11 protein-coding genes and 1 pseudogene are annotated in these 13472 nt (G+C 63.9%); 5 read left to right on the top strand and 7 right to left on the bottom strand.

Annotated elements, in window-relative coordinates:
* Positions 1 to 60 precede the first annotated feature (60 nt).
* The 4 genes and pseudogenes from LMTR21_RS23750 to LMTR21_RS23735 all read right to left on the bottom strand — a co-directional run.
* Positions 61 to 504, bottom strand: a pseudogene (locus LMTR21_RS23750) (carbamoyltransferase C-terminal domain-containing protein); the annotation flags it as partial.
* A 160-nt stretch (positions 505 to 664) separates the two neighbouring features.
* The gene (locus LMTR21_RS23745; protein ID WP_065752859.1) at positions 665 to 2533 is read right to left on the bottom strand and encodes a reverse transcriptase family protein; all 1869 of its coding nucleotides are present in this window, start codon (positions 2531 to 2533) and stop codon (positions 665 to 667) included.
* 352 nt (positions 2534 to 2885) lie between these two features.
* On the bottom strand, positions 2886 to 4556 hold the full coding sequence (locus tag LMTR21_RS23740; RefSeq protein ID WP_065752860.1) for an SWIM zinc finger family protein: 1671 nt from the start codon (positions 4554 to 4556) through the stop codon (positions 2886 to 2888).
* Complete coding sequence (locus LMTR21_RS23735) at positions 4553 to 7711, bottom strand: hypothetical protein (protein WP_065752861.1); 3159 nt, start codon at positions 7709 to 7711, stop codon at positions 4553 to 4555. Before LMTR21_RS23735 ends, LMTR21_RS23740 begins: the two co-directional genes overlap by 4 nt.
* 55 nt (positions 7712 to 7766) lie before the next feature.
* Here LMTR21_RS23735 and LMTR21_RS23730 point away from each other — a divergent pair, with 55 nt between their 5' ends.
* A complete protein-coding gene (locus LMTR21_RS23730; protein ID WP_141688288.1) occupies positions 7767 to 7949 on the top strand; it encodes a hypothetical protein in 183 nt (60 codons plus the stop codon).
* A gap of 102 nt (positions 7950 to 8051) precedes the next feature.
* On the opposite strand, the gene LMTR21_RS23725 is transcribed toward LMTR21_RS23730, so the two are convergent.
* Positions 8052 to 8867, bottom strand: coding sequence for a DUF2182 domain-containing protein (locus tag LMTR21_RS23725; protein ID WP_065752862.1), 816 nt, complete (start codon positions 8865 to 8867; stop codon positions 8052 to 8054).
* 49 nt (positions 8868 to 8916) lie between these two features.
* On the bottom strand, positions 8917 to 9546 hold the full coding sequence (locus LMTR21_RS23720; protein WP_065752863.1) for a DUF1326 domain-containing protein: 630 nt from the start codon (positions 9544 to 9546) through the stop codon (positions 8917 to 8919).
* Between the two features lie 272 nt (positions 9547 to 9818).
* Here LMTR21_RS23720 and parS point away from each other — a divergent pair, with 272 nt between their 5' ends.
* Together parS and LMTR21_RS23710 are read left to right on the top strand one after the other, a co-directional pair.
* Positions 9819 to 10337, top strand: a complete 519-nt coding sequence (gene parS / locus LMTR21_RS23715; RefSeq protein WP_084030593.1) for a type II RES/Xre toxin-antitoxin system antitoxin — start codon at positions 9819 to 9821, stop codon at positions 10335 to 10337.
* Positions 10334 to 10837: an RES family NAD+ phosphorylase gene (locus LMTR21_RS23710; RefSeq protein WP_065752864.1), complete on the top strand. Its 504-nt coding sequence runs from the start codon at positions 10334 to 10336 to the stop codon at positions 10835 to 10837. The genes parS and LMTR21_RS23710 overlap by 4 nt, the downstream gene beginning before the upstream one ends.
* Before the next feature lie 234 nt (positions 10838 to 11071).
* On the opposite strand, the gene LMTR21_RS40975 is transcribed toward LMTR21_RS23710, so the two are convergent.
* The gene (locus LMTR21_RS40975; RefSeq protein ID WP_246174047.1) at positions 11072 to 11941 is read right to left on the bottom strand and encodes a hypothetical protein; all 870 of its coding nucleotides are present in this window, start codon (positions 11939 to 11941) and stop codon (positions 11072 to 11074) included.
* 350 nt (positions 11942 to 12291) lie between these two features.
* Between LMTR21_RS40975 and LMTR21_RS23700 the strand changes: the two genes are divergently transcribed.
* Together LMTR21_RS23700 and LMTR21_RS23695 are read left to right on the top strand one after the other, a co-directional pair.
* Complete coding sequence (locus LMTR21_RS23700; protein ID WP_187399166.1) at positions 12292 to 12609, top strand: hypothetical protein; 318 nt, start codon at positions 12292 to 12294, stop codon at positions 12607 to 12609.
* Positions 12610 to 13068: 459 nt separating this feature from the next.
* Complete coding sequence (locus tag LMTR21_RS23695; RefSeq protein WP_065752866.1) at positions 13069 to 13443, top strand: hypothetical protein; 375 nt, start codon at positions 13069 to 13071, stop codon at positions 13441 to 13443.
* Positions 13444 to 13472 lie beyond the last annotated feature (29 nt).

Below are 13472 nucleotides of genomic sequence, written 5' to 3'. Positions count from 1 at the left end.
TTGCGCTGACGGTGTCCCCAAATGCATCGAAAGTGACGACATATCGGTGCGACACTGCGCTTACGGAGTTTTCGTCCATAGCATGCCATCGCACCATACGTGCGCAACCTGTCCCCATTCGCAGGCGGCTGCGGCATCCGGGAAAAACCCACGTCCATGGAGGTTAGCACTTGTATTGCAAAGCAGCGGAATGCCCGAGAGTTTTTCGTATTCTATGAGAAGTTCTGCGATTTTGTGCTGAGAGGTTCTGCAAACGGTCTGCAATCGCGCAGATCGGTCGAGATGTACAACAGCTGGGATCTTTTCGCACCATTCTGCTCGAGTCTGGTGATCGAAAAGCATGTAAGGGTCCGGCGTTCCAGGACTGAAAATATCCGGCGCACGATCCTCCAGGCATATCGGTGCCACCGGCCGGAAGTGTTCGCGAAGTTTGATATCATTGAGATAATCCTTCATTCGCGGCGAAGCTGCGGCTGCGAGAATGCTTCTGCTACCTCCGAGCGCACCAGCCCAAATATCTTCGAATCGGTCGAACGGACCTGCCGAGCGATGGCTCGCCATGGCCAGATAACCGGCTGAACTAACCGGTAGGGCTGCGCGGTTCCGAAGGGAATTTGCCAGTGAAAAGAGGTCTTTCTCGGGTTGGGTTAGACCGGACGGTGCTTCAACGCTTCCACCACCACCTGAAATAGGCAAACAGCAGCGCGCCGGCGATCACGGCGCCGCCAGGCCTGATCGCGAGCGCGAGGATCACCGCCAGCAGGATCACCATCGCCGTGACGTACCACGGCTGTCTCTTTTTGGGTGCTGTCGCCGGTCCCGCCGTGGGAGCCGCCTGCGGGCCGGCGGCGCGCGGCGTGCCCCACGGCGATGGGGGGACGTTGGGCGGGCGTGACACGCCGGGAGTTGCGGTGCGCGCTTGGGCGGCCCGCTTCTTTTCTTCCTGCCGCGCCAGCGCAACCAGCACCGGGTCCGGCGCTGGTGGCGGCCGCTCCGCGGGATTCCATTGCCGGCCCGGCGGCGTCTGGCCGGCGGCCGCAGCCTTGCGGAATGCGGCGCGGGTCGGGCGCCGCGCGGAGCGGGTGGGCGCGTAATGCGCGGCAAGGCGCTGCGCTCGCTGCAGCAAGGGCGCGCCGCTCTCTGGATCGACCATCTTGGCGAATTGGCCGAAGCCGAGCAGCGACCGGATCACGTCCTTGCCGGGGCCGAAGTGCTTGCCATCAGGCCCGTGGCGCTCGACCTGCTGCAGCACCGCGCGGTAACGGCGCAGCAGGTCGCGCGGCACGGCCACGGCTTCGTTGACCGTGAGGCCGGTGACCTCCTGGCGCGTCGACCGGCGCATCACGCGCGTCTTGTCCGGATGAATCTTGAACCCTTCGGCCTCGACAATGACGTGCACGGCCTTGAGCAAGGTGCCGATCTTTTTCACCGCTTCGCCCGAGCCGGAGAAGGTCAAATCGTCGGCATAGCGGCTGTAGACAAAGCCGAGCGTGCGGGCGAGCCCCATCACGCGGCGGTCGAGCCTGCGGCAGATCAGGTTGGTGATCGCCGGGCTGGTCGGCGCGCCCTGCGGCAGCAGCCGCGGGCCGTCGGCGATGAAGTGGCGCTCGCCGTCGAGCGTCCGCGGGCCGTCGGCGATGAAGTGGCGCTCGCCGTCGAGCGTCACTTCATCAACCATTGGCTCGGTGCACAACAGCGCGAGCGGGATCGCGACCGCCTCAGTATAGCCCAGCGCCTCGAACAGACCCTTGACGCGGGCGTAGGTCAGGGTCGGGAAGAAATCCTTGAGGTCGAGATTGATCACCACGTCGCGGCCGACATGGTTGCGCGCATTGGTCAGGATCGAACGCTCAGGCGCGAAGCCGTGCGCGGCATCATGCAGCGGCGCGCGTGCGAGGATGTTGTCCAGAACCCAATACTGCGCGCGCTTGAGGCGCGGCATCGGCGCCGAGATCAACCGCTCGCCACCGCTCTTCTTGGGGATCGTGAAGCGCTGATAGTGATTGACCGACGCCACCTTTCTGTTGAACGCGAGGAAGCGCAGCTCGCCCAGCGGGATGCCCATCGCGTCAGCGAGCGCCTTGGCATCGGCGAGCGGTGGCAAGCCGTCGCGCAACGGCATGGTGGTCGTGCGGCTGTGAAGGCCGGGCGAGACGTCCTCGCCGAGGTAGAGCACATCGCGCTTGCGGCGTTCGTACCAGGCAAACGCCCGCGTCTGTCGGGCCTCGGCGTTGCGACGCTTGGTCTCCTGCCGCCGCGCCATCGCTTCGGCCTTGCGGCGCTTGTGCATTTCCTTGAGCGCGCGCACGGGATCGCCGAGGGCGGCATTCTGGCGCTGCAATTCGCTGAGCTCGCGCATCGCCTCTCCGCGCGCGCGGATCGCGTCCGCAGCAGGCGCCGGCTCGTTTTCGCCGTCGGGCCAAAAACCGAGGCGGATCATCTCCTCGAGGATGACCTCGTCCTTCGACGACTGGCGGATACGGTCGTAGAGTTCCTGGCGCGTCAGCGTGCCGGGAGAAACGGTGTCGGTCACGCGGCCAGCCCTCCGGTCAGGAAGGTGGCGGCCACGGGGGGGAGAGAGATCGGAAAGGGCGCAGGCCGGATTGCCTTCGTCTCATCCAAGAACTGGATCGATCCACTCGACGCCGGGGCGTCCACCCATCCGCAATTGGGTTCAAGGAACCCATTCTGCGATTGCGGATGGGTGGACTGCCCCGGCCCAGTGAAGATCGGGCCAGTGACGCATGCATGGTCATGGTGCAAGGACGGCGATACGCCGCCCGGGTTGCAAGGTCCTGACCGGCCTGCGCCCTTCCGAATACGGTGATACGCGAATTGTCGTGTCCGGTTCAAGCCGGGTCTGCAAATGGCAGCTTTCATGTCACTCATGCGATGGCGCGTCCGTCCTGGGCGACGCCCTCGACCTGGGCATGGAAGATCCGGCGCAACGCCAGCATGTGTTCGCAAGGGCCGCGCGCCATCTTGTTGTGGCCGTAGAAATGACAGCTGCATCGCGCCTCGACGAGACGGTCGTCGTCGTCGATGACAAGGCTCACCTGCTCGGTGCGGGCGTTGTCGAGCACGCTGCCGTTGACGGCGCGAGCGCCCTGGTTGCGATCAATGTTGCCGATCGTCACGAGGTTGGCGTCGATCAGGCGGTCGGCCTTCTCCTCCTGCGGGCTCGCGAAGCGCAACTGCGCCGGCGACAGCGGCTCGCGCGTCAGTTCGCGCAGGCGGTAGAGCGACTTGTCGAGGTCGAACATGACGCGTCCGGCCTGGGTGTAGCCCGTGAGCGCCGCATGCACGAGCGTCTGGTCAACGCCAGTCCAGCGCGACAACTCCGCGGCGGTCGCCGCGTGGGATTTGCCGAGCGCCGCGAAAATGCGTTGGGCGGTGTCGCTGTCGACCTTGTGGCGCGGCGCGAGCAGGTCGAACTGCCCGGCGGACGACCAGTCGTTCGCCGTCCACCCGGACAGGCCGAGCGTAAATCGTAGCCCGCCGAAATCGACGACGAAGAACGATGGCAGGCCGCTCTGGGTCAGATGGACCCGCACCGACCGCGCCAGCGGCAGCGCCCGCCCGAGGATCGCAAGCCTTCGCCGGCCCCAGATGCGGATCTCGGCAGGGGCCTTGCCGCGATAGATCGAGCGGCGGAAAGTGAGCCTGTCGTGCCACGGTTCGATGATCACCTCCACGGGCGCATCGGGCTTCAGCACAAAGCGCAGCGAGCGTGGACCGGCCTTTTCCTTTTTCTGCGCGAGGCGGGTGAGAATGTTGGCCATGTCCACCGGATGCAGGTCGAACACATGCGCCCGGAGGGTCATGGCGCTCGACACCTGCAGGAAGCCGCGCACCCAGCTATCCGGCAGGTCGATCTTCTCCTCGCGGAAGTCGAGGTCGTCGCCGGTCTGCACCTCGAAGCCGGAGGGATCGATGGTGAGCGTGGTGTCGCGATAGGAGCGGATCTTCTGGAATTCGTCGTAGAGGGCGTGGCTGTAGTCGATGTTGGTGGTGCCGAATGCCATCTCGCCGAGGCTCTCGAACACGTCGTGGTCGCATGACAGCCGCCCGTAGCTCGATTCGTCGAGGCTGAAGCACTCGAAGAAGATCTCGTCCGGATGCACGGTGATGACAGGATCGAGCACGATCCAGGCGTCGCGGTTCTCCTTGTAGAGGTAGTTGAAATAGGCCTGCCGCGCCGTCCAGAACGGCTTCATCAGCCGATCGCGCGCGCGGTCGAGGCCGCGGATGCGGTCCTGCAATTCCGCGATGCGCGGCTTGAGCGCCGCGGACTGCTTCGTCGCTTCGGCGAGGAAGTTGGCCTCGTTCTGCTTCAGCCACTCGAAGTAGGCGGTACGGTCGCGCGGCTTGAAGCGCAGGTCCGACACGACGACATGATGCAGCGCCGAGATCGCCTCGCGGAACGCGAGGTGGCGCGCGACCTTGCCGGTGAAGAAGGTCGGTTGGCGCAGCGTGTCCGGCGCGAAGGCGAACGACGACGAGGCGGCGTCGGACGAGGCGCTGGTGCTGCCGAGAAATCGATATGCGAAATTCATGCGGCGCTTCCGCTGGCTTGCGAGTTGCCGCCCGACGGCGTGCGGCCGGCACGGGCCACGGTGACAGGCAGAGTGAGATCCGGCCAGGCCCGGGCTATGTCGCGCAGGATCATCAGCGCCGGCGCCTTATCGCGAAGGGTCACGCTGAGCGTAAAGTCGTGCAGCAACTGCGCGATCGCTGCGGCACGCTCCCTGTGCGCCAGCGCCTCGTTGCGCAATGCCGTGAAGATGCGGTCCTTGGCGATGCGCCCGCGGTTGATCTGCATCAGGATGATGCGGGCCTGGGTGAGGAATTTGGCGAAGACCGCCGCATCCGCCAGCGAATCGCCGGTTATCAGCTCGGTGACGAAGAGGTGAAAGCTGCCAGAGGGGTGCTCCAGCACGCGCCCCAGCACCTCGGCGACGTCGCCGTCGGCGAGGCTGCGCCGAAGCAGCAGGCGGGCGCCGTCCTGCACCGCCGGCACGGTCGAGTCCGCCATGACCGCCAGCGCCGCCGCCGGCAGCGCGTCGCTGGGCCATGCGGTGAGGCGGTTCACCGCGGTGGCTCGTACGTCGTCCCACTCGCTCTCGACCAGCAGCACGGCATTCTGCGGGTCGGCGCGGAAGCGGGCCTCGTCGGCCGCAAACGCCTGAAGCGCGAAGCGGCGGACGGCAGCGAACGGATGGTTGCCGAGGCGGGCAAGCTGGCGGACAGAGAAGCGCTGCAGGTCGCGGCTCTCCAGCAGCTTTGCGCCCATCATGCGCGCGCCGGACGCGCGTGCCTGCAGCAGCCGCCACAGCGTGCCGTCGTCAATGGCGGCCGCTGCCCGCGGCAAGGCATCGGCGAAGAGTGTGACCATGTCGGCGGCATGGCCTTCGACCGGTTCGGCGCGGAAGAAGCCGGCCATCAGCATGTCGCGCAACCGGATGGCATAAGCTTCGTCGGTCGCCGCAAGGCGCGCGACCAGCGGCCGCGCCGCCGCGCGCAGCCCGGCATGGGCGCCGGTGGCCGCCAGCGTGATGCCGTCGCGATACTCCGCAAGGGCGGTGTCGTCGAGCCGTGCCAGCAGGGCCATCGAGGCAATGCGGATTTCCGGTGCATCCGCCTGCAGGATGGCCTGCCAAAACTCTGCCGGCAGGTCATCGGGCCGCGTTGGGGTAACGGCAATAAGCTGGATGCTGGCTGCCTGGACGTCGGGGCTGGCGTGGCCGGTCAGGCTTTCGATGATTTCCGGTTGCAGCGGGCAGTCGCGATCGGGCCATAGCTGTGGCAGCAGCGCGAGGGCGGCCGTGAGGCTGGCGCGCTGCATGTCGTCCAGTTCTGACGGCAACTGCGCGAGCCACGCCGCGAACGCTTCCGTCGCGCGGGCGCGTTGGTCCCGCGAGGGCGCGCGGTCGCGCAGCCAGCCGCGCGTCCGGCCCTGCACGTGCTCGTGCGGGCTGGTCAGGGCCGTGCGGGCGAGGGTGGGGTCGGCCCACGGCCAGTCGGCGCGGTCGTCGATGGCGCGGATGGCGAGGTCGCGCATTTCCTGTACGGCCGACTCGAGCAGTGCGGCGATCAAGGCTGCCTCGACCTTGCCGGCATCGATCAGCCGCCGCGCGATCGATGCCGCGAGCGCGGTGACCTCCGGATATGGCGAGGCTAGCAGGCCGCCGATCGCGGCCGCGTCCATCATCTCGGGCCGTGGCGGGCCCTGCCGCAGCGCCTCGGCCGCGAAGCGCGCCGCCGCATGATTGCGCGCCAATGTCGCGATGTGCAGCAGCCGTTGCGGCTGGGCATCCCACAGCGCGGGGAACGCTTCCTCGCGCTGGTCAGGCGCATGCGCGCCGACGTGGCGATGCGTGAGCGCGTTGGGATTGAAGCGGCTGGTCTCGGCCGCTTCATGCAGCAGGTGGCTGACGCTCCAGACCCGGCTCAGCGCCTCGGTGGCATGGGGGGCGGGCTGGAAGCGGCCATCGATGCGGACATACTCGGTCCACGTCGCCGGCTTGATGCCGTCGGCGTCGGTGAAGGCGAGGAGGAGCTCACTCGCCATCGCCGTGAAGGTGTCCTGTCCGAGCTCGGCGCGCTTGCGCAGCATGCGCCAGGCGCGCCGCTTGAAATAGAGCAGGGTCTGGTCGGACAGCGCGATGCGCGGAGCCGTGCTCCGCAGTTCCTCGCTGAGCTTCAGCGCCTGGCGCGAACCGGGCACCCAGACGCGGTCATTATAGACGCGGCCGCGACGGTACATCGGTGTCGCCAGCTCGAACTGCCGCGCCGTTGCGGCGAACAGCGGACCGTCGTCGGTGAGATCGGCATACTTGAACAGGCGCCGCAGCACCTGAACATAGGGCGGGCGTGGACTCATCGCGCGCACCGCCGCGAGCAGCGTCTTGCGCGCCGCGCCGTCGGCGAGCGCATGGTGGGCAAGCGCGATGAGGAACTGATTGGCGAAGCCCGGATGTGCCGAGCTTGCCGCCAGCAAGGCCTGCAGCAGCCCCGCGCCGTCGCCGTTCGTCAGCGCCATCTCGATGTCGCGTGTCGCCGCAGCATCCGTCGTTCGCGGCAACGACAGGCGTGGCGGCGGTCGCCGCGCGCCCATCAGTTCGCTGGCGAGGGCATAGGCCGCGTAGTCGCGTGTCACGAGACTGACATTGGCGTCCGCGCAGCTGCGCAGCAGATCGGCGGCATCAGCACCGCCGCAGCGCGCCAGCGCATACACGAGGCTGTAACTTGCGTTCGCCGCGCCGATATTCTCGGCGATGGCAGCGAGTTGGGGGTAGGCGGGGGCCAGCCGGATCACGCCGAGGCGCCAGAACAGGCGGTCGCGTTCGTTGTCGGGCCATGCACTGCGCGCACAGATCGCGAGCTTCTTGAGTAGCTCCGTGTCGCGTCCGTTGGCAGCGACGCCGGTGTCGCGAACCGTCAGCGGTGGTGCGTCGCCGTCGACGCGGCGATAACCGCCGTTGATCTTGGACACCACGACACTGTCGAATAGCTTGTCGGCGTTCGCGCGGATGACCGGCGACGAAGTCTTCGTTCCATCCCTTAACGACGTGCCGCGACGGCCATACCTGAAATTGACGAGATAGCGTGCGTCGACGTCTGGGCGTTCGAGATCGACCAGATCGACTTCATAGAGTTTGTCTGAACTGCCCTCCTTCATCCAGAGGCGAACGGAACGAACGACTTTCATGCACGACTCTGGATTGTCGGGGCGGTCAACATGGCAAGACGGGCGCGCCGGGTCAATGGCGATTGGTGCAACGGAATATGGCGATGCTGTAGGTCGCAGGCTGTGGAATGACGACGTCGCCGGTTTGGTCCATCAGCGCTTCGCATTGCGCCGTATTGGCGGAAAAGCCAAGGTCAAGCGCGCCTCGCTCAAGCGCCCCGATCCATGGGGTACACCGGCCCAAGGCACAAACCATTGACGGCGAAAATGTTTTCGCGATCTTTATTCCCGCGTTGTTGCTCGCAGCGAATTCTGGAATGCGGCAGAGCGTTTGCTCTCGTAGTCGTAAGTAGCTCGCCCATCACTGCGGCAAGGACACCAGCAGCCAGGCGCCCGCAGCTACACATGCAATGCCGGCGGCGCGTGCGATCCATCGTCCGGCCGGCGTAAGCTTCTCCAAAAGGACAAGCAGAGACAAAAGCGCAATCCAAAGCACGTTCATGACTCCGCTGACGAACAAAAGCGCCATCAAAAGCCAGCAGCAGCCGACACAATAGCCTCCGTGCCGAAGCCCCAGCAGCAGGCAGCCTCGCCGGTCGTCGCGAAAACCGCCGTGGCGCATCAGGAACAGAAATGGCGACTGGCATTGGGCGAGACAGGCGTCCTTGAGCGGTGTCCATTGATAGACACCCGCCGCGATCAGCACGATTGCGCCGAGCAGGTTGCTGGCGATCGCCATCCGGGAGTCCAGCAGGGCTGTCCGCTCGATCACCCATTGGAGAAAAGTGGCTGCCAGCGAAAAGCCGCTCCAGGCGAGGAGGTAGCCGGCCGCAAACCAGCCGGTCGCGGCGAATGGCTTGCCCTGCGTTCTCGCCTGTCGACCCACGCGGGCGTACATGAGAATCATGGGCGCGGCCGAGGGCGCCATCATTCCGACCATCATCACCGCCCACATCAGGAACACATAGGCGAACTCGGTCGCTCGCCATGGCTCGTTGGCCGGCAACATGATTCCGATCCCGGCCATGCGGAAGCCGGTCATGTCCATGCCGCCCATGTCCATGTCGTTGGCGAGCCAGAGCACATAGCCCCATGCCAGCGCGGCAATGATCCCGATCGCGCCGCCGACGATCCACCGATCGCGGCGCAGCACGGTTTCCAGGGGGCTGTCGGTCATTTGCGATTGACGTTACCGGCCTTGGTGCAGGGCCGTATCAGGGGCTGCGTCACGCCTGGTTCGACCAGCGGATCGGCGCATAGAGGCCGTTCTTGCCGGAATTATCCCAGCGCATGCCATGATCGCTGAACGTATTGCCCGCGGCGCCGACCGCCATCACCATGTTGTCGGGGCTAACCGGATGGCCGATGTTCGCCCACATTTCCCCGCTCGGATGCATCGTCGGCAACGGCTCGACGGACATGTGCAGAATGCCAGGGATTTCGGCGGACCGCGTCTTGCCGTCGATTTGGAATGTGATCGGGACCTTGCGCACTCCGAGGTTCTTGCTGATCAACGGCGTGAATGCGGCCATCGGCCCACCGGCGGCGCCGGTGAAGATCGCAGCCAGGGCCTCGGTCTGCTTGTCGTCGGCGCGCTGATCGATATAGGCGGCCACCGACCAATCTCCATCTGCCATGACCCCAGGCGCGTGGAGGATCACCAGGACATTGAGACCATCGAGCGCGATGTCGCCATAGCGACCACTTTCGACATGGAAGATCAGTGGAACGTTACAGAAGCCCTCGGTCGGCCGCGCGGTTAACGGTGGGGCCGCCGACACGAGGCAGGGACACACGATGCTGCAACTGCAGTTCTCAAAGTAGTCACCGGAAAGGTGCCATGGGACGTCCGCCATCGCTCTGTCCCGCCAGGCCGAACCAGGTGGATTGCTTTCGAACGAGCTACGTGTAGTTGAAAGTTACGCTGCACGGGAAAGTATCGCAAGATCCGGCAGAAATCGCTCAGCCTTCATGACGCAGACACGCGTGACGCGCTCTCTCGATAGGGATGTCATTTCCGGTCCAAAACGCCGGATTGAGAGGCTTTATGGCCGGAAATCACTGGGAGCCCCGGTTGCGGGGCGGCGACAGCTGTCATATATTTAGCGACACGTGACAGGAGGGCTCCATGGCCCAAAAGGCTACCGCTTCCAGACGATCTCAAAAATCGACCGTTGCCGAGATCGATGTGCTCCAGAACTGGGAGCAACTGCATCGACGTGTGGCTGGTTTGCTGGGCATCGAGGCCGTTGGACGGTCTGTCGGGACCGACCCGCTTGGTGCTCATTTCCTGCTGGAGGGTGGAATTCCGAATCGGGCCATCGATCACCTCGCTGGTTGCTTGAAAGTGATGGGACAGGATTCACTTGAACAAGCTATCGGGATGAGCTTGCGCACCCTTCAACGGAAGGAAAAGAAACCGTTGGGTCTGTTGAGTCATGAGCAAGCTGGTCGAGCGTGGCAATTTGCGGAGCTGCTGACAAAGGCAACAGCCGTTTTCGGCACGCAAGAGGAAGCTGAGCAATGGTTCGAGCGTCCGGCTATCGGGTTAAACCAAAAGCGTCCTATCGATCTTTTGACCACGCCCGCCGGCGTAAAGATCGTTGAGGATTATCTGGAGCGTCTCGCTTACGGTGTTTATGCGTGACGTCGCTGCCATCGCCGATTGGAGGGAGCGAGTTAGTCGCATGGCGTCTGGACTCCAAGGTCTTCGCGCCAACCTGGGGCAGCGGCGAGGGCGCATACAGGGTAGGAGGGCGGTGGAATTCGAAAGGCACGCGAGCGATCTATTGCGCTCTCGACGCATCGACTGCGATTCTTGAAGTTGCGGTCCATAAGACCTTTCGAGTTCTTGATACGGTTCCTCATGTTCTGACTGCGGTCACCATCCTGGAGCCGTCTGCCGTTCACATCGTCGATCCAGTCTCAGTTCCAAATCAGGCGTGGCTTCGCCCCGGTGTCCCAAGTGCAGGGCAACAAAAATATGGTGATGAGCTTCTGGAGAATTACAAGTTCGTCGCCATTCCAAGCGCCGTTTCGAAATACAGCTGGAATTTGATCTTCATTGGATCGCGGGCAGAAGGGGCCTACGAAATGCGCTTCCAGGAGCCGTTCGAGCTCGATACCCGACTGCATCCGCCGGCTTGATTGGGACAGACAACCTACCTTTGTCAGCGCCGATCGATTCAAAGTGCACGTTGACCGCATCAGCGCGTCTGCGGCGAGCAATGCCGTTGGAGGCCATTGCCTCCAGGGTTGCGTCGTCGATCTGGGCGTAAAGCTCTCCCGCCGAGCCCCCCGGAGATCAGCCTTGTTCTTGTTGGGTTTTTGGCTCCGCCCGCATCCCGTCGCGGGCTATTGAATCTCCGAGGGGCAGATATGTCACGGCTTGGCCTGACTTGATCGAGGTTTGAGCGGGACTCGAAAGGTCCTGAACCGCGCGATCTCAGGAAAACTATCCGCGGCGCTGGCAGAGACTAACCCGACGACCGCAGCCGGGACTTCCTTGCTGACCAGCCGATTGATCGCCGTGGCCTGACCTTTGCTCAGTTGAATATCGGGCGCGCCGGCCGCCACCATCGCAGTTCTGACACGGCCGATCGACGACTCCGAATATCGATCGTCGATCGCAATGGTCTTGCCTGTGAGGTCGGAGACCGACTTGACGTTCGTATCAGCCACGAGGACGGCCACGAGAGAGTCCAGCGACGCATCCAGCGTCGGGACCGTCATTCCCTCCGCAACCGCAGAGGCAGCCGCCACCTGCTCTTCCGTCGTTCTGGTCTGCGGAACGTCGGTCGTTGAGTGCGGATCGGTGGCACTTGCTGGTGTCGCTTGTGCGGCAATGGCGTTGCCCGTCGTCTGCTGGCTTGTTTGCGGAGAAGGAAGCGGTATCGGAATGCGAGAAGCCGCTTTCGCCGCGACCTTGATTGGCCTCGGTGTCCGACGGACTTCATGATGCGCATGGGATCGCGGCGGCGTATCGCCGCGCGAGGCGACGGCTGGCACCGGTCTGATTGCGGCAACATCGCTGTCAGGCGCTTCAGGCTCAATTGGCACATGAACCGCGGTCAGGCAGGCCAGCGGGTTCAGTCCAACGCATGATGGCTGGGGTGGTTGTTGGCTACTGCAGCCGACCAGGATCGTAGTCACTGCGCAAACAAAAAGCGTCCTCAATCGATCCTCCTGAAAGAGGTTGAGTGCGGCCCCGCAATTCTTGCGGCTTTGAAGGATGTTGCGCTGGAGCCTCAATCAATGAAGCAAAACTCTTAATCGCCCCTTAAGCGTGGGCCGCGCGCATTGCCGAGGGCGACTGCCTGGTCATGCGAGAGGCGGGATGGCTTTGCGTGAACAGAGACGCTCCGGCACGACGTCATGGCTCGCGCATTCACACGTTCGCCTTTTAGTTGCTTTCTTTGATTCAGGTTTCCGCCACGAATCGGTCGCTATGCTCACGCGTTGGGGGTTGTTCATTGAGTTATGGAGAATGACCGATGGCGAGTGTCGAACGACTACACAGAACTGCGCCGCTGGACTTAGCCAAGCTTGAGGAAGATGTCGTAGGGAGCCATCCCGCGATCAGGGCGGCTCCATCAGGACCGATGCCTGACTACGTCGAGCATGAAGAGGGCGTTACGCGCGTCGGCGCGCTCTCGGCCGAAGCCGTGGTCCGCGACTATGAAGCCGCCGCAAAGGAAATCGAAGCAATGGGCGCCGAGCTGATCAACGCGGCGAAGCGATGCGAGGCAATGACCGCTGAAGTGCATAATGCCATTGCCTTCATGCGCGATACCGCAACGTCGTACCGCGAGGAAGCCAAGAAGATTTTCAAGCGCATCGAGGAATGCTCGATCTTTACCGAGCAGGTGCGCAAGACCTGCGAGACCGTCAAGCTCAAGATGATCGACGGCAAATTGTAGCCGCCGTGAGATATCAAAAACATCGATCAGATTTGCCGTCCCGACGGGGGGCCATCAGTTTCCAATAGCGTGTGTGAATTGCGGTACACGTCCGCGCCGCGAATCAGCTTAGTTTGTAGTCCTCCCTAGACCTGCACCCGTCGCAAATGGCGGGTTCTCTTTTGTGACGTCAGGCAGTCGCCGAGTGCCGCTGCGGTAGCCGTAGCCCCTGATTGGCAGAACCGTATCCGTATCAAGAGTTGTGACGCTGGCCTCATGCAATCCGCAGCGAGGCCCGTGCGTGTCCACAATGACACGGCGCGCAATTCCTTTGGAGGCGGGGGCGGGTTGGATGCCCTACCGTCGCACCGTTCGCGTAGAGTGCGCCAGCCCGCCGGCCGGTGATTCCGGATCCGCGCGCCTGCCGCAGTTCGGCGCTTCCAAGAGTTCGCGCTACGTGAGACCACCCGGAGCATCTCCATGCTGTTTCTGAGCTATGCCTATCGATTCCTCTCCAACTTCGTGTTCCTGGCGCTGGTCTATCTCGCTCTGAACTTCCTCGAAAAATATCAGCATCGCGTGGTCGTCGCGGTTCTCGTGCTGGTCTATGCCGGCATGCATGCGGCGTCCGCGCTGCGCTCGTTTCACTTCTTCCAGCGCATCGAGCGGCTGGAGCTGGAGGCGCGCCGTCTGGTGGCGGCGCTGGGCGAGGGGCCTAACTCGACGTCGACGCGCAAGCAGGTCATCTCCGAGGTCAGCGGGCTCCGCCATGCCGGCGAGATAAAGGCCTATATCGACCTGCTATTTCTCGCCATCGTCATCCTGCTCTGCCTCGCCAAGATCGTGACGAACTGAGTCGGCTTGATCGGCAGCTGAACGAAGAG

Origin of the sequence: Bradyrhizobium paxllaeri (assembly GCF_001693515.2) — a bacterium.
Lineage (GTDB): Bacteria > Pseudomonadota > Alphaproteobacteria > Rhizobiales > Xanthobacteraceae > Bradyrhizobium > Bradyrhizobium paxllaeri.
The sequence above is the reverse complement of the archived record's forward strand: the minus strand, read 5'-3'. Positions and strand labels throughout refer to the sequence as shown.